Origin of the sequence: Chimaeribacter californicus, assembly GCF_002858675.1 — a bacterium.
In the GTDB taxonomy this organism is placed as follows: Bacteria; Pseudomonadota; Gammaproteobacteria; order Enterobacterales; family Enterobacteriaceae; genus Chimaeribacter; species Chimaeribacter californicus.
In genome coordinates, this window is sequence record NZ_PJZF01000016.1 from 76,490 (window position 1) to 103,443 (window position 26,954).

Below are 26,954 nucleotides of genomic sequence, written 5' to 3' on the forward strand. Positions count from 1 at the left end.
CCCCGCCAGGCGGGGTTTTTTTATGGGCAAACGGCGTGGATGATTACGCGCGTTTGGCTTCTGCAGCAGCTTTCACGATCACGGCGAAAGCGTCCGCTTTCAGGGACGCACCGCCCACCAGCGCGCCGTCGATGTCCGGCTGCGTGAAGAGTTCAGCGGCGTTACCGGCATTCACAGAACCGCCGTACTGGATGATTACTTTCTCAGCGACGTCAGCATCCTGTTTGGCGATATGGTCACGGATGAATTTGTGAACGGCCTGTGCCTGCGCTGGGGTAGCAGACTTGCCGGTACCAATGGCCCAGACCGGCTCATAAGCGATCACAGTATTTTCGAACGCTTTCGCGCCCAGGGTGTTCAGCACGGCATCCAGCTGTTTGGCGCACACGGCTTCTGTCTGGCCGGCTTCGTTTTCCGCTTCGGTCTCACCGATGCACAGCACCGGGATCAGACCGGCATCTTTCAGCACACCGAATTTTTTGGCAATGAACTCATCACTTTCTTTGTGATAAGTACGGCGCTCAGAGTGGCCGATGATGATGTATTGCGCGCCGATGTCTTTGAGCATCTCGGCAGAGGTTTCACCGGTAAATGCACCTGACAAGTTAACGCCCACGTCCTGGGCACCCAGGGCAATGCGGCTGCCGGCCAGTTGGTGACGGGCCTGATCCAGATAGAGTGCCGGAGGTGCGATGGCTACGCCGCAACCGTCAACCGCGCTCAGTTCGTTACGCAGCCCTGCGATCAGTTCGTTAACCATATGGGTACTGCCATTAAGCTTCCAGTTACCCATTACTAAGGGATGACGCATGTTAAATCCTCCAAGCAGAGACACAAGATTCGACTAAAATGACTGCCTTACAGGCAATTTACCTGCCGACCAGTATAGAGATCATTACCGTAAAAGGCTTTGCTTTTTGTCATGGTTAGCCGCGTGCTTACGGCTCCGAAAGCGCCAGTTTCACCGGTTCTACGGCGAACGTCAGCCCCTTCTCCCCGTTATCCGACACCACATAGCGGATAGCGCCGACCTGATGCTGGTAAAATTGCGCGCCCTTGCCGGCCTCCAGCAGTTCCGCCACCCGGGCGGTACTCTGTTCGACGTTCAGCGCCGGTTCGAATTCACGCATCAGCGCCGCCATATAACTGATGGCGGTAGCCCGCGCGGCTTTTTCTTCGTTACCCTGAATCGGCAGATAGGTCACCTGCATGGTTTTGATTTTGCCGGTGCCTTTCTCCAGTGCGGTCGATGCATAGAGATTCTCATTGATTTTACTGGCGGCACGCGTCAGTACCGCGTTGGGTTCTTTGTCCGGAATAGAACGGAATTCGTTAATCGGTAGTGACGGGTTCTGGCCGTTATAGGTTTCGCGGAATTTCACCACCGTCATGTCAAACGTGGGTGCGCCATTCAACAGGTACGGTGCTTTGGGCATCTCACTACCCAGGGTGCTGCGCCCGGCGTCGGGGGGATCGGCCACCGCGCGGGGCAGGGCACTCACGGCCAGCAGGGCCGCCAGAATCGGAATCAGAGGTCTTTTCATTATGTCGTATACATCGCGGAAGTCTGTGCCCGATTAAAACGGTATTCAGGGGTAAAAGTCAAAAAAGCGGCGCGGTACTGCCGGGGTGAGTGGGCGTGGGGTACACTGGCGCTCGGTGTGCATAAGGAGAATGATAATGACATTGCAGGCGTGGGGATTTTCTTTTCGCGGCCGTCTGGGGCGGCGGGATTTTTGGGTATGGCTGGTGCTCTGGCTGGTGGTGATGGGCGCGGCCTTTCTGGCCGCTGACCGGCGCTGGGTAGAGATTCAGTCGGCGGCGTTTCTGATCGTTTTTCTGCTGTGGCCCACCTCGGCGGTGCTGGTAAAGCGTTTGCACGATCGTAACCGTGCCGGTGGGTGGGCGTTTTTGCTGATTCTGGCCTGGGTACTGGCGGCCGGAAACTGGCAGATGTTGCCGTCGTTAGCATCATGGACACTGGGCCGCCTGCTGCCGTCCGTGATTTTTGTGCTGATGCTGGTGGAGTGCGGGTTTATGCCGGGCACGCCGGACAACAACCGCTTCGGCCCCCCGGCTGAGCCGGTGCGTTACCGGTTATAGACAGGTGGCCGGGGCCGGTTACCAGTAGTGCTCACTGGTGATATGGCCCGGTTTGCGGCGCAGGTGTTTGCGCATGTCGCGGCTCTCTTTCAGCACCTGCTGCGTGTCGCGCACCATCTGCGGGTTACCGCACAGCATGATGTGGCTGCTTTCCGCGTCCATAGGCACGCCTACCGCCGCTTCTAACTCGCCGCTCTCAATCAGCGCCGGTACGCGCCCGGTCAGGGAGCCGGGTACGGTTTCGCGGCTCACCACTGTCTGAATTTTTAATTTGCCGTTCAGGCGCTGCTGGAGCTGCTGCATCAGCGGCAGGTAGCTGAGATCGCGCGCATAACGGGCGGCATGCACCAGGACGATATGCTCAAAGCGGTCCAGATCTTTGCCCTCCTGCAAAATCGAGAGATAGGGGCCGATGGCGGTGCCGGTGGCCAGCATCCACAGCGTCCGGCATTCAGGCACTTCGTCGAGCACGAAGAAACCGGCCGCCTCTTTCGTCACCATCAATTCATCACCGGGCTGTAATGCATGCAGTTTTGGGCTGAGTTTGCCCTCCGGCACCGTCACCAGATAAAACTCCAGGTTCTCATCGCTGGGCGCATTCACATAGGAGTAGGCACGCTGTACGCGTTCGCCCTCTATTTCCAGCGCCAGTTTGGCAAATTGCCCGGCGGTGAAGGCATCGACCGGCGCATTGACCTGAATGCTGAAGAGGCCGTCTGTCCAGTGTTCCACGTGCGTGACCTTTCCTGTTACCCACTCTGCCATAGTGTCAGTGCTCCTGTTGGTTATCGGGTGGCCGCTCTGCGGCACGCTGCATCCTGTGACCCGATGGTAGGTGATCTTTCTGTGAACAATTATCGATTAAATGGGATTGGCGCACCGGAGGGGTGGTCAGCGTACAGCACGCTTTACGCTGCTGGAGCGGCCGCCTGCCAGGGCGGATGAAACCCGATCGCTGCAAAGTTTTAACAATAGCCGCAGTTTTGGTAGCGTACCGCCCACTTTCCCGGCCGGCGGTGTGCCGTTATCCTGGCTTTGTTTATTACCCTGAAAACCATGAAAAAAATTGAAAACCTTCACCTGATGGCCATGCTGATTCTGCTGGTGGCCGTCGGGCAGATGGCGCAAACCATTTATGTGCCGACCATTGCAGCGATCGCCCAGCACTTTGCCGTCAAACCCGGCGCCGTGCAGCGGGTGATGGCCGCCTATCTGGTGATGTATGGCCTCTCCCAGCTGGTGTATGGCCCGGTGTCTGACCGTATCGGGCGGCGGCCGGTGATCTTTACCGGGATGCTGATTTTCCTGCTGGGCGCGGCCGGTGCGTTGCTGGCCACCAGCCTGAACGGGCTGATTGTGGCCGGGGCAGTACAAGGCATGGGCACCGGCGTCGCCGGGGTCATGGCACGCACCATGCCGCGTGACCTCTACGCCGGCAGCGCGCTGCGTCAGGCGAACAGCCTGCTGAATATGGGTATTCTGGTCAGCCCGCTGCTGGCCCCGATTATTGGCGGGACGCTGGCGGGCTGGTTTGGCTGGCGTGCCTGTTTCGCCTTTTTGCTGCTGTTATGCAGTGGGGTAGCCCTGGCAATGTACCGCGGTCTGCCGGAAACCCGCCCTGCCGGGCAGGCACCGCGGGCGCTGTTCAGCGGCTTTAAACCGTTGCTGGCCGACGGCAATTTCAGCCGCTATCTGGTGATTCTGATGGGCGCGCTGGCCGGCATCGCGGTGTTTGAGGCGAGCTGTGGCGTGCTGATGGGCGGCGTGCTGGGGCTGAGCAGCCTGACGGTGAGCATCCTGTTTATCCTGCCGCTGCCGGCCGCCTTCTTTGGTGCCTGGTTTGCCGGCAAGGCGGGTGCCTCATTTCACCAGCTGATGTGGTACGCGGTGCTCAGTTGCCTGCTGGCCGGGCTGATGATGTGGCTGCCCGGGTGGTTCGGCATTATGACGATCTGGACGCTGATTATCCCGGCGGCGCTGTTCTTCTTTGGCGCGGGGATGCTGTTCCCGCTGGCCACCACCGGCGCGATGGAGCCGTTCCCCTATCTGGCGGGCGCGGCCGGGGCACTGGTGGGCGGTATGCAGAATATGGGATCGGGGCTGGTGGCCTGGCTTTCGGCCATGCTGCCGCAAACCGGCCAGTTCAGCCTGGGGCTGCTGATGTTCGCTATGGCGGTATTGATGCTGCTCTGCTGGTGGCCGATGGCGGCCCGGCATCAGGAAGCGGGTGACGCCGCCTGATACCGGACGCGGAAAAGACAGAACGCGGTGGCTACAGGATGTAAGGGTGCAGCGCCGCGTCTTTGCGATCCAGGAAGTGCGTGGAAGTAATGCGGCGGATGGTACGGGATTTGCCGCGAATCAACAGGGTTTCGGTGGTCGCCATATTGCCCTTACGGCGGATGCCGTCCAGCAAATCGCCTTTGGTGATGCCGGTGGCGGAGAAGATCACATTATCGTTGCGCGCCATCTGCTCCAGCGTCAGCACCTGACCGGCTTCAATGCCCATCGCTTTGCAGCGAGCCAGCTCCTGCTCACCGATGCGGCGGTTCTCTTCGCTCTCCCCTTTGACCTCATGGCGCGGCAGCAGCCGGGCCTGCATGTCACCGTCCAGCGCGCGGATCACCGCCGCAGAGATGACACCCTCCGGCGCGCCGCCGATGCCATACATCACATCGACTTCGCTTTCCGGCATACAGGTCAGGATTGACGCGGCCACGTCACCGTCAGGAATGGCAAAGACTTTCACCCCGAGCTGTTGCAGCTTTTTGATGGTGGCGTCGTGGCGCGGCTTCGCCAGAATGATCACCGTAAGTTCCGCCAGCGGCTTGTTGAGCCGGGCGGCGACATTGCGCAGGTTCTGCTCCAGCGGCAGAGCCAGATCAATGCTGCCGTGCGCGCCGGGGCCGACTACCAGCTTTTCCATGTACATATCCGGGGCGTGCAGGAAGGTGCCGTGGTCGCCCACTGCCAGCACCGCCAACGCGTTGGACTGGCCCATCGCCGTCATGCGCGTGCCTTCAATCGGGTCAACGGCGATGTCTACCGCATCACCCTTGCCGGTACCCACTTTCTCACCGATATAGAGCATCGGCGCTTCATCAATTTCACCTTCGCCAATCACAATCCGGCCATCGATCTCCACGTTATTCAGCATGATGCGCATGGCATGGACGGCGGCACCGTCAGCGGCGTTTTTATCGCCCCGGCCCAGCCATTTATAGCCGGCCAATGCGGCGGCTTCGGTTACACGGGAAAACTCGATGGCTAATTCACGTTTCATGGCAAACCTGTCTGCGGTAAGGAAGATGCGCAGAAGTGTAACACAGGGAAAAGCGGGGCAGGGAACGGGGGCAGGAGAACAGGCTCCCCGGCAGGGGGAGCCTGAAGGCAGGGCTTATTCGTCGTGCTCTTCCCAGGAACGGGCGCGGGCAACCGCTTTTTTCCAGCCGGCGTAACGGTAGTTACGCTCAGTGGTTTCGATACTCGGGCGGAATTCGCGTTCAATCACCGATTTGGCGCGTACTTCGTCCAGATCTTTCCAGAAACCGACCGCCAGACCGGCCAGGTAGGCCGCCCCAAGCGCGGTCACTTCCCGGACTTCCGGGCGCTCAACGCGGGTGCCGAGAATGTCTGACTGGAACTGCATCAGGAAGTTGTTGGCTACCGCGCCGCCATCCACGCGCAGCGTCTGCAGGCGGGTGCCCGCATCGTTTTGCATCGCTTCCAGCACGTCACGCGTCTGGTACGCCACCGACTCCAGCGTGGCGCGGATGATGTGGTTGGCGTTTGCGCCACGGGTCAGGCCGAAAAGCGCCCCGCGGGCATACGGGTCCCAGTATGGCGCGCCGAGGCCGGTAAAGGCCGGCACCATGTAAACGCCGTTAGAGTCTTTGACCTTCAGGGCGAAATATTCGGAGTCCGCGGCGTCGCTGATCAGTTTCATCTCATCACGCAGCCATTGAATCGCCGCACCGCCGATGAACACCGCGCCTTCCAGTGCGTAATTCACTTCGCCGCGTGGGCCGCAGGCGATGGTAGTCAGCAGGCCGTGGGTCGAGGTGACGGCTTCGGCGCCGGTGTTCATCAGCATAAAGCAGCCGGTGCCGTAGGTGTTTTTCGCCATGCCGGGCTGTACGCAGAGCTGGCCATACAGCGCCGCCTGCTGGTCACCGGCGATACCCGCGATAGGAATACGGGTGCCGCCTTTCCCGCCGATGTTGGTCTGGCCGTAAATCTCTGACGAGGATTTCACTTCCGGCAGCATTTCACGCGGGATGTCGAGGATCTCCAGCATCCGTTGATCCCACTCCAGCTTGTGGATGTTGAACAACATGGTGCGCGAGGCGTTGGTGTAATCGGTAATGTGAACCCGGCCCTGCGTCATTTTCCACACCAGCCAGGTGTCCACAGTGCCGAACAGCAGTTCGCCACGCTTGGCGCGCTCACGGGCGCCCTCTACGTGGTCGAGGATCCACTTCACCTTGGTGCCGGAGAAATAGGGGTTAATCACCAGCCCGGTCGTGTGCTGGATGTACTCCTCCAGCCCCTCTTTTTTCAGTTTTTCGCAGTAGTCCGCGGTGCGCGGGTCCTGCCAGACGATGGCGTTATAGATGGGTTTGCCGGTTTCTTTATCCCACACAATCGCGGTTTCACGCTGGTTGGTAATCCCGAGCGCGGCGATCTGGTCAGAGCGGATATCGGCATGTGCCAGCACTTCTACCAGCGTGGAGCTTTGTGAAGCCCAGATGTCCATTGGGTCATGCTCAACCCAGCCCGCTTTCGGGTAGATTTGGGTAAACTCACGCTGAGACACTGCCACAATATTGGCATCGTGATCGAGAACCACCGCGCGGGAACTGGTTGTGCCCTGATCAAGCGCGACAATGTATTTCTTTTCTGGCGTCATCATAATCATCCTGCAAAAAAGTTAACCGGGAACGCGTTATTGCTTACGCTTTGCGCTGTGTAGGTTGTGGGGCGGCTTTCTCGTCTGTCACGCACACTTCGCACGGCAGATGGCGACCAATCAGGGCGCGGTAACCAAAGGCACCCAGGGATGCCCCCACCAGTGGGCCAAAGATTGGCACCAGGAAATAAGGAATGCTTTGGCCGCCGGTGAAGGCGACTTTGCCCCAGCCCGCCAGGAAGGCGAACAGTTTCGGGCCGAAATCACGCGCTGGGTTCAGGGCAAAACCGGTCAGCGGGCCCATAGAGCCACCGATCACCGCAATCAGTAAACCAATCAGCAACGGGGCCAGCGGGCCGCGCGGCACACCATTGCCGTCATCGGTCAGTGCCATGATCAGGCAGACCAGAATGGCAGTGATGACAGTTTCCACAATAAATGCCTGCAAAATCGAGATGTGCGGGTTAGGGTACGTCGAGAAAATGCCCGCCAGGTCAAGGCTTTCCACGCTGCCGCGGATCATATTGTGGCCCTGTTCATACACAAAGAACAGATTGTAATAGAGACCGTAGACCAGGGCGGCGGCACAGAAGGCCCCGGCCACCTGCGCCACAATGTAAGGGGCGACTTTACGGCCATCAAAGCAGGCGAACAGCCACAGGGCGATGGTGATCGCCGGGTTGAGGTGGGCACCCGAAATGGCAGCGGTCATGTAAACCGCCATCGCCACGCCCAGGCCCCAGATGACACTGATTTCCCACTGCCCGAAGCTGGCTCCGGCCAGTTTCATGGCCGCCACACAGCCGGCGCCGAAGAAGATAATCAGGCCGGTTCCCAGGAATTCGGCGATACATTGGCCTTTCAGGGTAGTGCTGGTTAATTGGCTCATAGTGAAGTCCTACAGACGGTAAGGTTCATAAGTTATTGTTGGGTCGCCGTGGTGTAACAAAGGTTAATTCACTTAAGTGCTCATTTTATAAATGAGAACACAATGTGAATTTATCGTTAACGAGCAGAAACGAGAAATAGCGAACTTAAAATGTGTGTGGTGTGTCATAAAAATGAGCGAATACGCGTTATTTTCTCGCCATTTTACCCCAATCGCGCATCAGTAAACCGGTCACCTTGCCGTTTCGCTTGAGGCGCCAACGCGGGGCGATTTACGCTTTCCCCCCTTCTCCGGCAACCTGCGGTAATAAAATGGCCCCCTGCGCCCGGTTAACGCCGGGATGTGGCTAGACAGCGGCAGACAGGCTACATACAATCGGCTTTATTAAATACAATCGGTTTAATCAAGCGGCGCGCCGAGCTGATACAGCCGCAGCGTTTCGAAAAGGGCGCTTGTTTTTCAAAACTAAGCCGTTTTGCTGCCTCTGCCTCCCCATGGAGCGGACGACACGACAAGATGTACGCCTTACGCACATAAGAGGAATTAAGAATGTCATTTGAAGTTTTTGAGAGATTAGAAGCGAAAGTTCAGCAGGCGATTGACACCATCACCCTGTTGCAAATGGAAATTGAAGAACTGAAAGAGAAGAACAACACGCTCTCTCAGGAAGTTCAGAATGCCGGCAGCCACCACGAAATGCTGGTGCGTGAGAATGAGCAGCTGAAGCAAGAGCAGCATGTGTGGCAGGATCGTCTGCGCGCCCTGCTGGGAAAAATGGAAGAGGTCTGATCCCCTCGCACCCGGCGCACGCCGCAAGGGTGTAAAGTCAGAACGAAAAAGGCACTCCGCAGAGTGCCTTTTTGTTGCCCGGCGTTAACGCCCCGGACGCGGGTTATTCGATGTCCAGCGGGTCTTCCGACAGGATAATCCCGGTGTTATCCGCATAGAGATGATCGCCGGAGAAGAACGTCACCCCACCGAAATTGACGCGGATATCGCTTTCGCCAATGCCTTCACCCGCGGCACCGGCCGGGATGGCAGCCATCGCCTGAATGCCGATGTCCAGCTCCGCCAGATCGTCCACCTGACGCACCGCGCCGTAAATCACCAGCCCTTCCCACTCGTTCTGTGTGGCAATGCGCCCCAGCTCGGCATTGATTAACGCCCGGCGCACGGACCCCCCGCCATCAACCAGCAGCACCCGGCCGCGGCCATTCTCTTCTAACAGATCATAAAGCAGGCCGTTATCTTCGAAACATTTCACGGTGGTGATCTGTCCGCCAAATGAGGTACGCCCGCCAAAATTGGAGAACAGAGGCTCAACGACGTTCACCTCTTCGTGATAAATATCGCACAGTTCGGAAGTATCGTATTTCATAGGATTAACGTCTGGTTGATGCAGGAATATCCAGTATATCCCTTTCTGGCGGATGTTGGCAAAATCATCAATTGTTAACTTTGCCTTCAGCCAGAATGAATTAACTGATGCTCAGCACCACGCCGAGCGCAAACAGCACGTTGGTCAGCAGCGCGGCCTTGACCATCTGTTCCAGCATCGGCCGCATTGCGGCGGCCTGTTGTTCGCGCACCACAAACCGGCCATGGCGCAGTAATAACGGCAGCGCCAGCACAAACAGCCAGCCCCACGGGCTGTGCAGGTAAATCAGTGCAAACAGGGCGAAGCAGAGCACTGCGCCTGCCAGCAGCAGCGCATGGTAATACCGCCCTTTGCGCGCGCCCAGCCGCACCGCCAGGGTGTTTTTGCCGTTGGCGCTGTCGCTGTCGATGTCCCGCAGGTTGTTGATGTTGAGCACCGCCGCCGCCAGCAGGCCACAGGCGGTAGCCGGCAGGAATACCACGCCGTCTAGCCGGTGGGTTTGCAGGTAATAGGTGCCGGCGACGCTGATCCAGCCGAAAAACGTCAGCACGGAGACATCCCCCAGCCCGCGGTAACCATAGGGTTTCGACCCCACGGTGTAGGTGATGGCGGCAGCAATCGACAGCAGGCCAAGCAGCACAAAGCCCAGCACATCCTGCGGGGTGTCACAGGCTACGGCGATAAGCATGATACCGGACAGCAGCGTCAGCAGCACGGAAATCATCAGCGCCCGTTTCATCTGCCCGGCGGTGATCACGCCTTTTTGCATCCCCCGCAGCGGGCCGAGGCGGTCGGGCGTATCACTGCCTTTCAGGGCGTCACCATAATCGTTGGCCAGATTGGAAAGAATTTGCAGCAGACCGGCGGTCAGCAGCGCCAGCAAGGCAATGGCCGGGTGGAAACTGTGGTGCCAGGCGGCAATCGCCGAGCCGGCCACAATGGAGGCGAAAGCCAGCGGCAGGGTGCGCGGCCGCAGGCTTTCCAGCCAGGCCCGGCCTGGGGAGGTATAACATTGTTCGCTCATGATTCGCTTTTGTCCGGAGGGAATACCATAAAAAAACAGGGAGGCCGAAGCCTCCCTGCAAATAGTATGGGATTATGGACGCGAATTACAGGATAAAACGGCTCAAATCTTCATCGGCCACCAGCTGATCCAGGTGTTTCCCGACGTAGTCCGCATCAATAGAGAACGCTTCACCGCTTTTCTCGCTCGCGTCATAGGAGATATCTTCCATCAGACGCTCAAGCACTGTGTGCAGGCGGCGCGCACCGATGTTTTCGGTGGTTTCATTGACCTGCCAGGCCGCTTCAGCGATACGGCGGATGCCGTCTTCGGTAAAGGAGACCGTCACGCCTTCTGTCGCCATCAGCGCTTTATACTGCTCGGTCAGCGAAGCACTTGGCTCGGTGAGGATGCGTTCGAAATCGCTGGTCGACAGCGCCTGAAGCTCCACGCGGATCGGCAGGCGACCCTGCAGTTCCGGGATCAGGTCAGCCGGGCTGGCCGTCTGGAACGCGCCGGACGCGATGAACAGGATGTGGTCGGTTTTCACCATGCCGTGCTTGGTGGAGACGGTGCAGCCTTCCACCAGCGGCAGCAGGTCACGCTGTACGCCTTCACGGGAGACATCCGGGCCGGAGCCCTGGCCGCCGCGCTTACAGATTTTGTCGATCTCATCGATAAACACGATGCCGTGCTGCTCAACCGCTTCAATCGCCTGCTCTTTCAGCTCTTCCGGGTTCACCAGTTTCGCCGCTTCCTCTTCGACCAGCAGCTTGAAGGCTTCTTTGATCTTGATTTTGCGTGGTTTCTGCTTCTGGCCGGCCAGGTTCTGGAACATGGACTGAAGCTGGTTGGTCATCTCTTCCATGCCCGGAGGTGCCATGATTTCAACGCCCATCGGCGCAGCCGCCAGATCGATTTCGATCTCTTTGTCGTCAAGCTGGCCTTCACGCAGTTTCTTGCGGAATGCCTGACGCGCGGCGGACGGCTCCTGGTGCTCATCCGGCACGCCCCAGTTGTTTTTCGCCGGCGGCACCAGCACATCCAGGATGCGGTCTTCCGCCAGTTCTTCCGCGCGGTGGCGGTTTTTGTCGATCGATTGCAGGCGCACCATTTTCACGGCGGCATCGGTCAGATCGCGGATGATGGAATCCACTTCTTTACCCACATAGCCCACTTCGGTGAACTTGGTGGCTTCAACTTTGATGAACGGCGCATTGGCCAGTTTCGCCAGGCGACGGGCAATTTCGGTTTTACCGACACCGGTGGGGCCTATCATCAGAATGTTTTTCGGGGTGACTTCATGGCGCAGCGCTTCATCCAGCTGCATCCGGCGCCAGCGGTTACGCAGGGCGATGGCAACGGCACGCTTTGCTTTGTCCTGGCCGATGATGTAGCTGTCCAGCTCGCTGACAATCTCGCGTGGGGTCATTTCAGACCGTTGGGTCATGGTAGACATAGTATTCGGTCCTTACGCTTTGGAAGGCAATTCTTCAATAGTATGGAATTGGTTGGTATAGATGCAGATATCACCTGCAATACCCAGGGATTTTTCCACGATGTCACGGGCACCCAGCTCGGTATTTTCCAGCAGGGCGCGGGCCGCTGATTGGGCGTAAGGGCCGCCGGAACCAATGGCAATCAAATCATTCTCAGGCTGGATCACGTCACCGTTCCCGGTGATGATCAGCGATGCATTCTCGTCCGCCACGGCCAGCAGGGCTTCCAGGCGGCGCAGCATACGGTCAGTACGCCAGTCTTTCGCCAGCTCCACGGCCGCTTTGACCAGATGGCCCTGGTGCATTTCAAGTTTGCGCTCAAACAGTTCAAACAGGGTAAACGCATCGGCGGTGCCGCCGGCAAAACCGGCAATCACTTTGTCATTGTACAGACGGCGCACTTTACGCACGTTGCCCTTCATGACGGTATTTCCCAGGGTTGCCTGGCCATCGCCACCAATTACGACCTGGCCATTACGGCGCACACTTACAATTGTTGTCACGAGCAAACCCTCGTTGCAGTCAGAAAAGATCCCCGGACCGGGGCATCAACACCGGTCCGGGGCATATTGAGAATAGAGATGGGGGAGGATTGTGGCTTTTCAACCCCCGGCTGCAAGGGGAATGCAGCCGGACATACCTACGCCGCGCAGGCGCTGTAAAGACTTATCCGCCGCAGCACGGGAGCTGTAAGGCCCGAGCACCACGCGGTTCCAGCCGCCATTGGCGGTGATGCGGCTTTCAATGCCCTCAAAGGCCAGCTGCGCACGGATAGACTCCGCCTGGTCGCCGGTGCGGAAGGAACCGCACTGCACCATCCAGCGCTGGGGCTTCTCTTTCTCTTTCGGCTTCTCTGCCTTCGGCTGCACCGCTGTGACCGGCGCTGCAGGCTGCACCGGCGCGCTTTGGGGGCGCGGCACGGTTTTCGGCGGCTGCGGCTGTACCGGCTGCTGGCGCGGCAGGCTGTTGGTCACCGGCGGCATCCGGGTGGTGGCCGGGGTGTGCGTGCTCTGGGACGGATCGTTATACGGCACCTCAGAGAGCTGCGTCGGCTGCTGGCGCATGTCGGCCTGCATCTGTTCCAGCAACTGGCGCTGCTCCGGCGTCAGTTCCGTCTGCGATTTCACTTCACCGCCGGCGGTAGGTTCCGTCGGGGACTGCACGCCGATCTGCCGGTTTTCCAGCTCTTTGATGTAACGCCAGCGCTCTTCCGGCTTCGGCGGCAATCCGTTGCCCGGATGGGCAGGGTGCGCCGGCAGCAGCGGTGCCGCATCCTCTGACTTATTGTGCGTGATGAAATAGAGGCCACCGATAAATGTCACCAGAACCGCGACGGCCAGTGCCACCATCGTTTTGGAGATACCCGGAGAACTGCTTTTTTTCTTCCGGCCGGGGGCTTTCCGCCGCGCTCCTGCGCGCCCACGGCTTACATAGTCTCTCTGTGCCACTATCGTTTCGCTGTGTCGTGATGAAGAATGAAGTCGGTCATGTTACTGAACCCTAAAATGTTTGACTAGCGCTTAGGCGCTGCGGTGCTGCCGCGAACCACCAATTCACTGTCGAGCAGCCGTGAGCCGCTTTGTACCGCATGACCCTGCAACTGTTCAAGCAATAGCAGCATCGCCTGGCGCCCGAGCTGGAACCGCGGCTGGGCCACTGTGGTCAGTGGTGGGTCACTGTACTGGCAGAGTTTGATGTCATCAAAGCCGACCAGCGACACATCGTAAGGCACACGCAGGCCCAGTTTTTTCGCCTGGGAGAGTGCGCCCATCGCCATGATGTCGTTATGGCAGAAGATGGCGGTTGGTGGTTTCGGCAACGCCATCAGCGTGCCCAGCGCCTGCGCGCCGGCTTCGTAGCTGAAGTCCCCGCGCACAATATAGTGGCTCTCCACCGGCAGGTTATTGCGGCGCAGCGCCTGAATATAGCCTTGCAGCCGGTAATGGCACAGCGGCATTTTTTCCGGCCCGGCAATGCAGGCGATGCGCTGGTGCCCGAGGCGGTGCAGGTAGTGTACTGCCTCAAACGCGGCGGTCAGGTTGTCAATGTGTACGGTCGGCAGCTCCAGCTCGGGCGCGAACTCATTGGCCATCACCATCGGCGGCAGGTTGCGCTGCTCCTCTTTGCTGGCATCGAACGGCAGGTTGGAGCCGAGCAGCAGCATCCCGTCAATCTGCTTGGTGATGATCAGGTTAATGAAGGTGCGCTCCTCCTGCTGCTGCTGGGCGCAGTCACCAATCAGCACCAGGTAACCATTTTCCGCTGCGGTGCGCTCCACGCCCTGGATCACATCGGCAAAGAACGGGTCGCTGATGTCCGGGACAATCACCAGAATCGTACGGGATTCACTGCGTTTGATGTTGCGGGAGAGGGCGTGGGGGGAATAGCCGACAGCCAGTACCGCCTGTTCAACCTTTTGCCGGGTCGGGGCGGAGACTTTTTCGGGGTTCATGAGGGCGCGCGACACAGTGGCGGTGGATACACCGGCCATCTCGGCAACGTCCTTCATGGTCGCCATCGGTATTTCTTTTTTTAATTCCAACGCGTCTCTCCTTGCACAGGCGGCAGGCCGGTGCCACTACCTGGAAAATCATGATGCTGAGCCATTGTCGGCAGGCAACGTGTCATTTGGTGGTACATGCCTGGTTCCCTGAGGCTGACAGCGTATCTGTTTTGGGTGCATACCTAACCACATTCTAAACAGATTGTGGTTAGGATTTATTACCTAATTTGCATGAAAAGTGTGAGCAGTGAAGACTTTTTCGATGTGCTACCCAACTCCGGCACTGGCCGGTAGCTTTTTTCCACCGCAGGGTTATCGTTCTGCGGTCAGCCGTCGATAGGGTCAACATCCACCGTCCACTTGACCTTACGTGACAGCGGCAGGGCCGCGATCAGGGTCTGGGAATCTGTCATCAGGCGCTGGAGCAGGCGGCGCGTCGGGTGCTGCAACAGCAATTGCCAGCGGAACCGCCCGCCGCGCTTGGGTTGCAGCGCCGGCACCGGGCCGAGGATCCAGAGCGCCTCCTCACGCAGCGGGCTGGCCTCAAACAGGGTGCGCAACTGCTGGAGGAACTGGGCCGCCAGCTGGTTATCCTGATCTTCGGCGCGGATCAGGATATGGCTGGTAAAGGGCGGCAAAAACACGCTTTTGCGCTCGGCCAGCGTCTGGCGGGCAAAGGCGTCATACCCTTCGCGCAGCAGAATCTGCAACAGCGGGTGTTCCGGGTGGTGGGTCTGCAAAATCACCTCGCCCTGTTTGCCCGCGCGCCCGGCACGGCCGGAAACCTGGGTATAGAGCTGGGCAAAGCGCTCCGCCGAGTGGAAATCCCCGGAAAAAAGCGCGCCGTCCACGTCCAGCAGCGAGACCAGTGTGACATCCGGGAAGTGGTGACCCTTCGCCAGCATCTGGGTGCCGATCAGGATGCGCGCGCCGCCGCGGTGAACATCTGCCAGGTGCTGCTCCAGCGCGCCTTTACGGCTGGTGGTGTCGCGGTCGATGCGGGTGATCGGCGTCTCCGGGAACAGCGGCGCCAGCTCGTGCTCCAGTTGCTCGGTGCCGACGCCCACCGGCATCAGTTGCGTGGAGCCGCATTGCGGGCACTGGTACGGCACGCGCCGCTGGCTGTCGCAGTGGTGGCAACGCAACTGCCGCAGGTGCTGGTGCAGAGTGTAGTAGTGGTCACAGCGCTGGCATTCGGCAATCCAGCCGCACTCATGGCAGAGCAGGGCCGGGGCGTAGCCGCGCCGGTTAAGGAACAGCATGACCTGGTTGTCCGCCGCCAGGTGTTCACGCATCCTTTTCAGGAGCGGCTGGGAGAGGCCCGCTTTCAGCGGCAACCCTTTTAAATCCAGCAGGTGCTGGGAGGCCGGGCGCGCATTACCGGCACGGCGTGCCAGGGTGAGCTGGCGGTATTTGCCGGTCTGGACATTGTGCAGCGTCTCCAGCGCCGGGGTGGCGGACCCCATGACGATCGGCACATCTTCCGCATGGGCGCGGTACACCGCCAGATCGCGCGCATGGTAGCGCCAGCCTTCCTGCTGTTTATAGGAGCTGTCATGCTCCTCATCGATGATGATGACGCCGAGCCGCGCAAACGGGGTAAACAGCGAAGAACGTGTGCCGATGACGATCGCCGCCTCGCCGTTACGCGCCCGCAGCCACACGGCCAGCCGCTCGCTGTCATTCAGGCCGGAGTGCAGCACCTCTACCGGCGCGCTGAAACGCTCGCGGAAGCGGGCGATGGTTTGCGGCGTCAAGCCGATTTCCGGCACCATCACCAGCGCCTGCTTGCCGGCAGCGAGGATATTCTCCAGTACGCTGAGGTAGACTTCGGTTTTACCGGAGCCGGTCACCCCTGCCAGCAGCCAGGCAGCGAAATGGTCATCCTCACTGCGGATCGCCCCCACGGCGGTGGCCTGCTCGGTGTTCAGCCGCAACCGTTCGCCCAGCACTTCAAAGCCCGGCCGCCAGTCCGCCACCTCTGCCGCCTGCGCGCGCAGGTCAGCCAGCCCTTTGGCGCGCAGCGCCTGAAGCGCCGGGTCAGTCAGCTCAAGGTCAGCCACCGCATCACGCCAGACCGGCCCCTGCAACAGCGCAGCCAGCGCCTGCTGCTGTTTGCGTGCCCGCTTCAGGCTGTCAGGCGGCGTCACCCGGCCTTGTTCAGTGGCGAACCACTGCCAGCGCGGCGGCAGGTCAGCTGCCTTTCCCTGGCGCAACAGCACCGGCAGCGCATGGAACAGCACCTCACCGAGCGGGAAGTGGTAATACCCGGCGGCCCAGTGCAGCATCCGCCACATCAGTGGGCTGAACAGGCTGTGGTTGTCGAGCACCTCTGCCACCGGTTTAAGCTGGTCACGCGGCAGTTCGCTCTGCTCACTGACCCCCACCGCCACGCCCACCACCTGACGCTTGCCGAACGGCACCGTGATGCGTGCGCCGGGCACCACCGGCGGCAGGCCGTCAGGCAGCAGATAGTCAAAAGTGCGGTTGAGGGGGACGGGCAGGGCGGTATGAACGACAGGCATCAGGTGTCCGGACTGTTAAAAAATGTCGGAATAGTGTACACTGTGTGCCTCAAAATGTGTGGATGCGTTTGCATCGGCCGATGGGTTTCTGTATGATTCGCCGCCTTTGATACATTTTGATGTATCAAAACCTAACTTTATCCACTACGCGTGGTGTCTGGCAAAACAGGGCTGGATAGCGACGCGGCCTTAACTGAGGTTTTCCCATGAAACAAGGTATCCACCCAAAATACGATTTCGTTACCATCACTTGTACTTGCGGTAACGTGATCAAAACCCGTTCCACTATGGGTCACGATCTGAACCTGGACGTGTGCAGCGCATGCCACCCGTTCTATACTGGTAAGCAACGTGACGTGGCTACCGGTGGTCGTGTTGACCGCTTCAACAAGCGTTTCAGCGTACCGGGCGCTAAGAAGTAATTACTGCCCGTACGACGAAAAAGGCGCCTTTGGGCGCCTTTTTGCATTTCTGGGTTTTGCGTTTCTGGTTTTTTGCATGTCTGAATAAACACCGCAACACGGCGGGCACCGCCCACCGCCCCGCTTAATATTCCCAGGTATCGGGATCCACACCCATTTCGCGCATCATCACTTTCGCTTCTTCCGGGATCTCATCACTGCGTTCTTTGCGCAGGTCAGCATCATTCGGCAGCGGCTGGCCGGTAAAGGCATGCAGGAACGCCTCACACAACAGCTCGCTGTTGGTGGCGTGGCGCAGGTTGTTTACCTGGCGACGTGTCCGTTCATCCGTCAGAATCTTGAGCACTTTCAGCGGGATAGAGACCGTGATTTTTTTAACCTGCTCGCTTTTTTTACCGTGTTCAGCGTATGGGCTGACATATTCGCCGTTCCACTCAGCCATGGGACACCTTAAATTTGTCGGAAAAATATAAAATTCTAAAAACCGGCTGATTATGCCCGATCTTCACTGTTCTCACTAAATCAATCTTGATAAAAATCTCCGATACCGGAGCAACCTCACTGACATGCCGGTGTAACCGGTCAACAGTATTCCTTCACCCACGCAATGGGGATGCAACCTGCCTGACAGGTTACTCATATTTGAAAACGCTATAATTTTAGCGGGTATTGTGGCTCTGCTCAATCTATACGCAAAGAAGTTTAGATGTCCAGATGTATTGACGTCTATTCTCGATGCGATTAATCTTTAGGCCCTAAACCCCCAGCATCCCGTCAGGGAGAGACCACATGACGCATAAGCAAGCAACCATCGCCGTACGCAGCGGCCTGAACGATGACGAGCAATATGGCTGTGTTGTTCCCCCCATCCACCTGTCCAGCACCTATAACTTCACGGATTTCAACGAACCACGCGCCCACGACTACTCGCGCCGCGGCAACCCGTCGCGTGATGTGGTGCAACGCGCGCTGGCAGACCTGGAGGGCGGTGCCGGTGCAGTCATGACCAGCAGCGGGATGTCAGCAATTCATCTGGTGTGTACCGTGTTCCTGAAACCCGGCGATCTGCTGGTGGCCCCGCATGACTGTTATGGCGGCAGCTACCGCCTGTTCGACAGCCTGAGCAAACGCGGCGCGTACCGCGTGCGGTTTGTCGATCAGGGTGACGCCGCCGCGCTGGCAGACGCATTACAGGAAAAACCGAAGCTGGTGCTGATTGAAACACCGAGCAACCCGCTGTTGCGCGTGGTGGACATTGCCGCCATCTGTGAGGCATCGCGGGCGGCCGGTGCGGTCACCGTGGTGGATAACACCTTCCTTAGCCCGGCGCTGCAACAGCCGCTGGCCCTGGGCGCAGATCTGGTGGTGCACTCCTGCACCAAATACCTGAACGGCCACTCTGATGTGGTGGCCGGTGCGGTGATCGCCAAAGACCCGGCGCTGGCGACGGAGCTGGCCTGGTGGGCCAACAACATCGGCGTCACCGGCGCGGCTTTTGACAGCTACCTGCTGTTGCGCGGCCTGCGCACCCTGTCACCGCGCATCAAACAACAACAGAGCAACGCGCTGGCGATTGTTGACTATTTAGCGCAGCAGCCGCAGGTGAAAAAGCTGTATCATCCTTCCCTGCCGGACAATGCCGGCCATGAGATCGCCTGCCGCCAGCAGGCCGGTTTCGGCGCGATGCTGAGTTTTGAACTGGATGGCGACGAGCAGATCCTGCGCCGCTTCCTGAAAGCCCTGAAACTGTTCACGCTGGCGGAGTCGCTGGGCGGGGTAGAGAGCCTGATTTCCCATACCGCAACCATGACCCACGCGGGCATGGCACCGGAGGCGCGCAAGGCGGCCGGTATTTCCGACAGCCTGTTGCGGGTTTCCGTGGGTCTGGAAGACAGTGAAGATTTGATTGCCGATCTGGAACAGGCTTTCCAGGCGGCGGCAACGAGGTAAGCATGAATGCAATTGCGGTAGCAGCGCCGGCGGGGAGCCGGCAGTTGCACAAATTCGGCGGCAGCAGTCTGGCCGATGTGAAGTGTTATCTGCGCGTCGCTGGGATCATGGCGGAGTATGGCAAGCCGGGCGACATGATGGTGGTGTCGGCAGCAGGCAGCACCACCAACCAGCTGATCAGCTGGCTGAAGCTGAGCCAGAGCGATCGCCTGTCGGCGCATCAGGTGCAGCAGACGTTGCGCCGTTACCAGAGCGAGCTGATCGCCGGTCTGTTACCGCCGGAACTGGCTGAGCCGCTGATTACCCAATTCATTCACGATCTGGAGCGTCTGGCCGTATTGCTGGACGCCCCGCTGACTGACGCCGTCTATGCCGAAGTGGTGGGCCATGGTGAGATCTGGTCTGCGCGCCTGATGGCGGCCGTGCTCAACAAACTTGACTACCAGGCTGCCTGGCTTGACGCGCGTGATTTCCTGCGGGCGGAGCGCAGCGCCCAGCCGCAGGTCGATGAAGGCCGCTCCTACCCGCTGTTGCAACAATTGCTGGCGCAGCACCCGCATAAATATCTGGTGGTGACCGGCTTTATCTGCCGCAACGATGCCGGTGAAACCGTGCTGCTCGGCCGTAACGGCAGTGACTACTCCGCTACCCAGATTGGCGCGCTGGCCGGTGTCAGCCGCGTCACCATCTGGAGCGACGTGGCCGGGGTGTATAGCGCTGACCCGCGCAAAGTGAAAGATGCCTGCCTGCTGCCGCTGCTGCGGCTGGATGAGGCCAGCGAGCTGGCCCGCCTGGCGGCACCGGTGCTGCACGCCCGAACCCTACAGCCGGTTTCCGGCAGCGATATCGATCTGCAACTGCGTTGCAGCTACCAGCCGGAGCAGGGCTCGACGCGTATTGAGCGTGTGCTGGCCTCCGGCACCGGCGCGAAAATCGTTACCAGCCACGACGATATCTGCCTGATTGAATTTACTATTCCGCCGCAGCATGACTTTGTGCTGGCACAGAAAGAGGTGGATCGGGTGCTTAATCGTGCCCAGATCCGGCCGCTGGCCACCGGCGTACACCCTGACCGCAACCTGCTGCAACTCTGCTATACGGCCGAAGTCGTCGGCAGTGCCCTGCGGGCGCTGGAAGATGCCGGGCTGCCCGGCCAGCTTCACCTGCGTGAAAAGCTGGCGCTGGTGGCGCTGGTGGGCGCCGGCGTATGCAAAAACCCGCTGCACAGCCACCGTTTCTATCAGGAGCTGAAAGATCAGCCGGTGGAGTTCATCTGGCAGGCGGAAGACGGCATCAGCCTGGTGGCGGTGCTGCGCGTCGGCCCGACGGAACACCTGATCCAGGGCCTGCACCAGACGCTGTTCCGCGCGGAAAAATGCATCGGCCTGATGCTGTTCGGCAAAGGCAACATTGGCTCGCGCTGGCTGGAGCTGTTCGCCCGCGAACAGAAAAACCTCTCGGCGCGCAGTGGGTTTGAGTTTGTACTGGCCGGGGTGGTGGACAGCCGCCGCAGCCTGCTGAGCTATGACGGGCTGGACGCCAGCCGGGCGCTGGCCTTCTTTGACGACGAAGCGCGTGAGCAGGATGAGGAGTCGCTGTTCCTGTGGATGCGCGCCCACCCGTTTGATGATCTGGTGGTGCTGGATGTCACGGCGAGTGAAAACCTGGCTGAGCAGTATCTGGATTTCGCCAGCTACGGTTTCCATGTCATCAGCGCCAATAAACTGGCCGGGGCCTCCGCCGGCGATAATTATCGCCAGATCCGTGACGCCTTCGCCAAAACCGGCAGCCACTGGCTCTATAACGCCACTGTCGGCGCAGGCTTGCCCGTCAACCACACGGTGCGTGACCTGCGTGACAGCGGCGATACCATTCTTGCAATCAGCGGCATTTTCTCCGGTACGCTCTCCTGGCTGTTCCTGCAATTTGACGGCACGGTGCCCTTTACCGAGCTGGTGGATCAGGCGTGGCAACAGGGGCTGACGGAGCCGGACCCACGCGTGGATCTGGCAGGCCAGGATGTGATGCGCAAGCTGGTGATCCTGGCGCGTGAAGCGGGCTATGACATCGAGCCGAATCAGGTACGGGTTGAGTCACTGGTGCCGGCCCACTGCATTCAGGGCAGCGTGGATCAGTTCTTTGAAGATGGCGAGGCGCTGAACGAGCAGATGGTGCAACGTCTGGAAGCGGCCAACGAGATGGGGCTGGTGCTGCGTTATGTGGCGCGGTTCGATGCCAACGGCAAGGCCCGCGTCGGTGTGGAAGCGGTACGCCCGGATCACCCGCTGGCCGCGCTGCTGCCGTGCGACAACGTTTTCGCGATTGAGAGCCGCTGGTACCGTGATAACCCGCTGGTGATCCGCGGGCCGGGCGCGGGGCGTGACGTCACCGCCGGGGCGCTTCAATCTGATCTCAACCGCCTGGCCCGCCTTCTCTAAGCCTTTCAATGCCTTCTGCCGCCCCGGCAGAAGGCCTTTCCCGCCTGCTGCGTTTCCTGCTTGAATTTTTCTCATTCTGGGTGAAGATTACTCACGGAAGGTAAATAATATTTAGTTGACTCTTTGGCCGATCTCCGTCATTTTCTATCTAAACGTTTAGACGTCTAGACGCTTATCAGGCGAAGCAAATCCTATATCGCCAATAAAAATAACGTGTCTATAACAACACCGTGTCTATAACACCAATGTGTCTATAACAACCACGCAGTGACTGATGAGGTAGGGTATGAGTTTTTTCCACGCAAACCAGCGGGACGCGCTGAACCAGAGTCTGGCCGAACTGCATGGCCAGTTTAATGTCTCCTTTGAGTTCTTCCCGCCGCGCACCAGCGAAATGGAAGATACCCTGTGGCGTTCCATTGACCGACTCAGCAGCCTGAAACCGAAATTTGTCTCTGTGACTTACGGTGCCAACTCCGGCGAACGTGACCGCACCCACAGCATCATCAAGGGCATCAAAGAGCGCACCGGGCTGGAAGCCGCCCCGCACCTGACCTGCATCGACGCTACGCGTGACGAGCTGCGCCAGATTGCCCACGATTACTGGCACAGCGGTATCCGCCATATCGTGGCCCTGCGGGGCGATCTGCCGCCGGGCAGCGGTAAACCAGAGATGTACGCCACCGATCTGGTCGCGTTGCTGAAAGAAGTGGGGGATTTTGATATTTCAGTCGCCGCCTACCCGGAAGTGCACCCGGAAGCCAAAAGCGCGCAGGCTGACCTGATTAACCTGAAGCGCAAAATTGATGCCGGCGCCAACCGCGCCATCACCCAGTTCTTCTTTGATGTCGAGAGCTATCTGCGCTTCCGTGACCGCTGCGTGACCGCGGGGATTGATGTGGAAATCGTGCCGGGCATTCTGCCGGTCTCCAACTTTAAGCAGTTGCAACGTTTCGCCACCATGACCAACGTACGGGTGCCGCAGTGGATGATCAGCATGTTTGAAGGGCTGGATGATGACGCCGAAACGCGCAAAATGGTCGGGGCGAATATCGCGATGGACATGGTGAAAATCCTGAGCCGGGAAGGGGTGAAAGATTTCCACTTCTACACCCTGAACCGGGCGGAGATGAGTTACGCCATCTGCCATACGCTGGGCATCCGCCCCGGCACGGCGGCCCCGGTTCACGCCTGATTCCTCTTCCTGTAAGGCCGCTGAAGCGGCCTTTTTTATGCCTTTCCCGCGCTAAAAACGATCGCCATAAAAAAGGGCACCCGCAGGTGCCCTTGTGCTTTTTGCGGGTATCAGCCGGTGTTGCGCATCCCGGCGGCAACGCCGGCGATGGTTACCATCAGCGCCTGTTCCACCTGCGGGTCTGGTTCTTCCTGCTGGCGTGAGCGGTGCAGCAATTCGGCCTGCAATACGTTCAGCGGGTCGGTGTAGACGTTGCGCAGCGCGATGGATTCGGCAATCCACGGCAGATCGGCCATCAGGTGATCGTCATTGGCGATCCGCAAGACCACGTTGATGTCGCTGGCCAGCTGATCGCGCAGCTGTTTGCCCAGCGGCCACAGTGACTTGTCCACCAGCCGCTGATCGTAATACTCGGCCAGCCACAGGTCAGCCTTGGCATACACCATTTCCAGCATCCCGATGCGGGTGGAGAAGAATGGCCAGTCGCGGCACATGGTTTCCAGCTCGTCCTGATTCCCTTCTTCCACCGCTTTTTGCAGTGCGGCACCGGCACCCAGCCAGGCCGGCAGCATCAGGCGGTTCTGCGTCCAGGCGAAGATCCAGGGAATGGCGCGCAGCGACTCAACACCGCCGTTGGGGCGGCGCTTGGCCGGGCGGGAACCCAGCGGCAGTTTGCCCAGCTCCAGCTCTGGCGTGGCCGCGCGGAAGTAGGGCACGAAGTCCGGGTTTTCGCGCACGTAGCCGCGGTACATGGAGCAGGAGACGTCCGAGAGCAGATCCATGATGCGGCGCCATTCCGGTTTCGGTTCCGGCGGCGGCAGCAGGTTCGCTTCGAGGATCGCGCCGGTATAGAGCGCCAGGCTGCTGATGGTGACTTCCGGCAGGCCGAATTTGAAGCGGATCATTTCGCCCTGCTCGGTGACGCGCAGGCCGCCTTTCAGGCTGCCCGGCGGTTGTGACAGCAGCGCCGCATGGGCCGGTGCACCCCCACGGCCGATGGAGCCGCCGCGGCCGTGGAACAGCGTCAATGCCACGCCGGATTTCTCACAGGTTTTGATCAGCGCGTCCTGTGCGCGGTACTGCGCCCAGGAGGCAGCCATCACGCCCGCATCTTTGGCAGAGTCGGAATAGCCGATCATCACCATCTGCTTGCCCTGAATATAGCCGCGATACCAATCGATGCTCAGCAACTGGGTCATCACGCTATCGGCGTTGTTCAGGTCATCCAGCGTTTCAAACAGCGGGGCGACCGGCATCGGGAACGGGCAGCCCGCCTCTTTCAGCAGCAGGTGCACCGCCAGCACGTCAGACGGCGTGCGCGCCATAGAAATCACATAGGCGGCAATCGAGCCTTCCGGCGCTTCCGCTGCCACTTGGCAGGTGTCGAGCACCTCTTTGGTCTCTTCGCTCGGCTCCCAGTTGCGCGGCACCAGTGGGCGCTTGGAGTTCAGCTCGCGGATCAGGAACGCTTGCTTGTCCGGCTCTGACCAGCTTTCATAATCGCCCAGCCCCAGATAACGGGTGATTTCAGCGATGGCCTCGGTGTGGCGGGTGCTCTCCTGACGCAGGTCAATGCGCACCAGCGGCACGCCGAAACAGCGGATGCGGCGCAGCGTGTCGAGCAACTGGCCATTGGCGATGATGCCCATGCCGCAGGCCTGCAACGACTCGTAACAGGCGTAGAGCGGCTCCCATAGCTGTTCGTTCTGCACCAGCAGATCGTCCGGGCGCACCGCGTGCTCGCCTTTCAGCTTCGCTTCCAGCCAGGCCTGGGTTTTGGTCAGCTGGCTGCGCACCCCTTTGATGATTTCGCGGTACGGCTCCAGCACCTCGTCGCCTCCGGCGCGGGCGCGCAGTTCCGGCGTACAGTCGGACATCGACAGCTCCGAGACCAGCACCGCGATGTCACGCAGGAACAGGTCGGTGGCTTTCCAGCGGCTCAGCAGCAGGGCGCGGCGGGTGATCTCCGCGGTCACGTTCGGGTTGCCGTCACGGTCACCGCCCATCCAGGAGGTGAAGCGGATCGGCGTGGCGTCTACCGGCAGGCGGTAATCAATGGAGTTTTCCAGCTGCTCGTTGAGCTCACGCAGGAACGCAGGCACCCCTTCCCACAGGCTATTTTCCACCACTGCAAAGCCCCATTTGGCTTCGTCGATAGGTGATGGGCGATGCTTGCGGATCTCGTCAGTGTGCCAGGACTGGGCAATCAGCTGGCGCAGGCGGCGCATGATTTTATTGCGCTCGTAGTCGGCCAGGTCGTTATGGTCGAGCTGGCTGAGGCAGGTGTTCACCTCGACCATTTTGTGAATCAAAGTGCGGCGGGTGATTTCCGTCGGGTGCGCGGTCAGCACCAGTTCAATCGAGAGATTATCCACCGAGTCACGCAGCTGGTCGTCCGTTACGTTGTTCTCTTTCAGACGGCCGATCAGGTGCGCCAGCGCTTCCGGGTTGCTGGCCGCTTCGCCGTTCGGCGAGATGCTGTGATACTGCTCGGCAGTGTTGGTCAGGTTGAGGAACTGGCTGAACGCCCGTGCAACCGGCAACAGCTCCTCATTTGACAGGTTTTGCAGTGTGGAAAGCAGTTGCTGGCGGTGCGCCTCATTACCGGCGCGGGAGGATTTGGATAACTTACGGATAGTTTCAACACGATCCAAAATGTGCTCGCCCAGTGTCTCCTTGATGGTTTCACCGAGCAGCTTGCCGAGCATACTGACATTACTTCGCATTGCAGAATATTGTTCGTTCATAGACCCTGACCTGTTTCTCTTGTGATTTTATGTTTTGTAAATAACTTTCACCCGAAAGGCATTGCTGCCCTGTTAATGCATCGTATTACCAGCCTCACGGCCCTTCACTCTATATGTACCGCAAAAGCGGCGATTTTCTTACTGCTAAAAACGCTCAACCGCTGAAATTTAATTACAGGCCGCTGCGTATCAGCCCGGCTAATTCCGTCCGGGCTGATTATGCGGCATCAGGCGTGGCAGAAGTGATGCACCACCTGGGTGATCAGCGTGCGCGTCGGCTGGATAAAGGCCATATCCAGGTATTCATCCGGCTGGTGTGCCTGCTCAATGGAGCCGGGGCCAAGCACCAGCGTCGGGCAGAGCTGCTGAATAAACGGCGCTTCCGTACAGTAATTCACAATCCCGGTTTTGGTGCCGAGCAGCTTTTCCACCACCTGCACCAAATGATGATCCGCCGGGCACTCATAGCCGGGCACCGGCGGGTGCAGTTCAGTCACGGTGACGCGCCCCGGCCAGCGCTGGCTCACCGGCTCCAGCGCCAGGTTCAGCATCTCATTCAGATCAGAGAGCGTCAGCCCCGGCAGCGGGCGGATGTCCATGTGCAGTTCACAGCAGGCACAGATGCGGTTAGAGGCATCGCCGCCGTGGATAGCGCCGAAGTTCATCGTCGGGTAGGGGATGACGAAGCCGTCATGGTGGAAGCGCTCTTTCAACGAGTTACGCAGCCCCATCAGTTGGGTGATCGATTCGTGCATCAGCTCAATCGCATTCACGCCGCGTGACGGATCGCTGGAGTGGCCCGACTGGCCCTCAATGCGGATGGCGTTCGACATATGCCCTTTGTGCGCCCGCACCGGCTTCAGTGAAGTCGGTTCGCCGATGATGGCGCAGTCCGGCCGCAGGGTGGTGGAACGCGCAAAATAGCTCGCCCCGGCCATCGAAGTCTCTTCATCGGCGGTTGCCAGGATATAGAGCGGCTTATTCAGTTTGCTGGGGTCGATGTCACGCAGCGCATCGAGGATAAAGGCGAAGAAACCTTTCATGTCGGCGGTGCCCAGCCCATAGAGCCGGTTTTCATGCTCCGTCAGCGTGAACGGGTCACGCGTCCAGCGGCCGTCATCGAAGGGGACAGTGTCCGTATGCCCGGCCAGCAGCAGGCCGCCGCTGCCGCTGCCGATACTGGCCAACATGTTGAATTTGTTACGGGTATCCGGCACCGGCTGGATCTCCACCTTAAAGCCGAGATCGCGGAACCAACCGGCGAGCAGAGTGATTAATCCTTCATTACTCTGGTCGAGCGCGCTGTCGGTGGCGCTGATGGATGGCATGGCGATCAGCGCCCGGTATAGCTCAATAAAAGGAGGTAATTTCATCTTCACTGTTGACAGCCCTT

23 protein-coding genes are annotated in these 26,954 nt (G+C 59.5%); 7 read left to right on the forward strand and 16 right to left on the reverse strand.

Going from position 1 to position 26,954, the window contains the following annotated elements; translation table 11 throughout:
• Positions 1-43: 43 nt before the first annotated feature.
• A complete protein-coding gene (gene tpiA / locus CYR55_RS16740; RefSeq protein ID WP_101817504.1) occupies positions 44-811 on the reverse strand; it encodes a triose-phosphate isomerase in 768 nt (255 codons plus the stop codon).
• A gap of 127 nt (positions 812-938) precedes the next feature.
• Complete coding sequence (locus CYR55_RS16745) at positions 939-1,544, reverse strand: DUF1454 family protein (RefSeq protein ID WP_101817505.1); 606 nt, start codon at positions 1,542-1,544, stop codon at positions 939-941.
• 136 nt (positions 1,545-1,680) lie between these two features.
• Between CYR55_RS16745 and CYR55_RS16750 the strand changes: the two genes are divergently transcribed.
• Positions 1,681-2,103, forward strand: coding sequence for a DUF805 domain-containing protein (locus CYR55_RS16750; protein WP_101817506.1), 423 nt, complete (start codon positions 1,681-1,683; stop codon positions 2,101-2,103).
• A gap of 18 nt (positions 2,104-2,121) precedes the next feature.
• Here CYR55_RS16750 and fpr read toward each other — a convergent pair whose 3' ends face one another.
• Complete coding sequence (gene fpr / locus CYR55_RS16755; protein WP_101817507.1) at positions 2,122-2,868, reverse strand: ferredoxin--NADP(+) reductase; 747 nt, start codon at positions 2,866-2,868, stop codon at positions 2,122-2,124.
• A 291-nt stretch (positions 2,869-3,159) separates the two neighbouring features.
• Here fpr and emrD point away from each other — a divergent pair, with 291 nt between their 5' ends.
• Positions 3,160-4,344: a multidrug efflux MFS transporter EmrD gene (emrD, locus tag CYR55_RS16760; RefSeq protein ID WP_101817538.1), complete on the forward strand. Its 1,185-nt coding sequence runs from the start codon at positions 3,160-3,162 to the stop codon at positions 4,342-4,344.
• Positions 4,345-4,375: 31 nt separating this feature from the next.
• Here the strand turns inward: emrD and glpX are convergent, their stop codons facing one another.
• From glpX to CYR55_RS16775, 3 genes are all read right to left on the reverse strand, one after another.
• Positions 4,376-5,386, reverse strand: coding sequence for a class II fructose-bisphosphatase (gene glpX, locus CYR55_RS16765; RefSeq protein ID WP_101817508.1), 1,011 nt, complete (start codon positions 5,384-5,386; stop codon positions 4,376-4,378).
• Positions 5,387-5,500: 114 nt separating this feature from the next.
• Positions 5,501-7,015, reverse strand: coding sequence for a glycerol kinase GlpK (glpK, locus tag CYR55_RS16770; RefSeq protein WP_101817509.1), 1,515 nt, complete (start codon positions 7,013-7,015; stop codon positions 5,501-5,503).
• Between the two features lie 40 nt (positions 7,016-7,055).
• Positions 7,056-7,901, reverse strand: a complete 846-nt coding sequence (locus CYR55_RS16775) for an MIP/aquaporin family protein (protein ID WP_101817510.1) — start codon at positions 7,899-7,901, stop codon at positions 7,056-7,058.
• Between the two features lie 549 nt (positions 7,902-8,450).
• On the opposite strand from CYR55_RS16775, the gene zapB reads away from it, so the two are divergent.
• Complete coding sequence (zapB, locus tag CYR55_RS16780; protein ID WP_072931591.1) at positions 8,451-8,690, forward strand: septal ring assembly protein ZapB; 240 nt, start codon at positions 8,451-8,453, stop codon at positions 8,688-8,690.
• A gap of 103 nt (positions 8,691-8,793) precedes the next feature.
• Here zapB and rraA read toward each other — a convergent pair whose 3' ends face one another.
• From rraA to priA, 7 genes are all read right to left on the reverse strand, one after another.
• A complete protein-coding gene (gene rraA / locus CYR55_RS16785) occupies positions 8,794-9,279 on the reverse strand; it encodes a ribonuclease E activity regulator RraA (protein WP_101817511.1) in 486 nt (161 codons plus the stop codon).
• 100 nt (positions 9,280-9,379) lie between these two features.
• Positions 9,380-10,303: a 1,4-dihydroxy-2-naphthoate polyprenyltransferase gene (locus tag CYR55_RS16790; protein WP_101817512.1), complete on the reverse strand. Its 924-nt coding sequence runs from the start codon at positions 10,301-10,303 to the stop codon at positions 9,380-9,382.
• 85 nt (positions 10,304-10,388) lie between these two features.
• Complete coding sequence (gene hslU / locus CYR55_RS16795) at positions 10,389-11,732, reverse strand: HslU--HslV peptidase ATPase subunit (protein WP_101817539.1); 1,344 nt, start codon at positions 11,730-11,732, stop codon at positions 10,389-10,391.
• A gap of 21 nt (positions 11,733-11,753) precedes the next feature.
• Positions 11,754-12,284: an ATP-dependent protease subunit HslV gene (gene hslV / locus CYR55_RS16800; protein WP_072931598.1), complete on the reverse strand. Its 531-nt coding sequence runs from the start codon at positions 12,282-12,284 to the stop codon at positions 11,754-11,756.
• A gap of 99 nt (positions 12,285-12,383) precedes the next feature.
• Positions 12,384-13,229 carry a cell division protein FtsN gene (gene ftsN / locus CYR55_RS16805; RefSeq protein WP_101817513.1) on the reverse strand — a complete coding sequence of 282 codons (846 nt, stop codon included), beginning with the start codon at positions 13,227-13,229 and terminating at the stop codon, positions 12,384-12,386.
• A gap of 65 nt (positions 13,230-13,294) precedes the next feature.
• Positions 13,295-14,323 (reverse strand): DNA-binding transcriptional regulator CytR, encoded by a 1,029-nt coding sequence (cytR, locus tag CYR55_RS16810; RefSeq protein WP_101817514.1) that lies wholly within the window; start codon positions 14,321-14,323, stop codon positions 13,295-13,297.
• 287 nt (positions 14,324-14,610) lie between these two features.
• Entirely contained in the window at positions 14,611-16,809 is a 2,199-nt protein-coding gene (gene priA / locus CYR55_RS16815) for a primosomal protein N' (protein WP_101817515.1), read from the reverse strand.
• Between the two features lie 206 nt (positions 16,810-17,015).
• On the opposite strand from priA, the gene rpmE reads away from it, so the two are divergent.
• Positions 17,016-17,231 (forward strand): 50S ribosomal protein L31, encoded by a 216-nt coding sequence (gene rpmE / locus CYR55_RS16820; protein WP_072931606.1) that lies wholly within the window; start codon positions 17,016-17,018, stop codon positions 17,229-17,231.
• Between the two features lie 124 nt (positions 17,232-17,355).
• On the opposite strand, the gene metJ is transcribed toward rpmE, so the two are convergent.
• On the reverse strand, positions 17,356-17,673 hold the full coding sequence (gene metJ / locus CYR55_RS16825) for a met regulon transcriptional regulator MetJ (protein ID WP_072931608.1): 318 nt from the start codon (positions 17,671-17,673) through the stop codon (positions 17,356-17,358).
• Positions 17,674-18,020: 347 nt separating this feature from the next.
• Here metJ and metB point away from each other — a divergent pair, with 347 nt between their 5' ends.
• The 3 genes from metB (at position 18,021) to metF (ending at position 22,814) form a co-directional block, all read left to right on the forward strand.
• Positions 18,021-19,181, forward strand: a complete 1,161-nt coding sequence (gene metB / locus CYR55_RS16830; RefSeq protein WP_101817516.1) for a cystathionine gamma-synthase — start codon at positions 18,021-18,023, stop codon at positions 19,179-19,181.
• Positions 19,182-19,183: 2 nt separating this feature from the next.
• Positions 19,184-21,619 carry a bifunctional aspartate kinase/homoserine dehydrogenase II gene (locus tag CYR55_RS16835; RefSeq protein ID WP_101817517.1) on the forward strand — a complete coding sequence of 812 codons (2,436 nt, stop codon included), beginning with the start codon at positions 19,184-19,186 and terminating at the stop codon, positions 21,617-21,619.
• A gap of 286 nt (positions 21,620-21,905) precedes the next feature.
• Positions 21,906-22,814, forward strand: coding sequence for a methylenetetrahydrofolate reductase (gene metF, locus CYR55_RS16840; RefSeq protein WP_101817518.1), 909 nt, complete (start codon positions 21,906-21,908; stop codon positions 22,812-22,814).
• A gap of 110 nt (positions 22,815-22,924) precedes the next feature.
• Here metF and ppc read toward each other — a convergent pair whose 3' ends face one another.
• Both ppc and argE read right to left on the reverse strand, forming a co-directional pair.
• Positions 22,925-25,561, reverse strand: coding sequence for a phosphoenolpyruvate carboxylase (gene ppc, locus CYR55_RS16845; RefSeq protein WP_101817519.1), 2,637 nt, complete (start codon positions 25,559-25,561; stop codon positions 22,925-22,927).
• Between the two features lie 227 nt (positions 25,562-25,788).
• Positions 25,789-26,940 (reverse strand): acetylornithine deacetylase, encoded by a 1,152-nt coding sequence (argE, locus tag CYR55_RS16850; protein ID WP_101817520.1) that lies wholly within the window; start codon positions 26,938-26,940, stop codon positions 25,789-25,791.
• Positions 26,941-26,954: the final 14 nt, after the last annotated feature.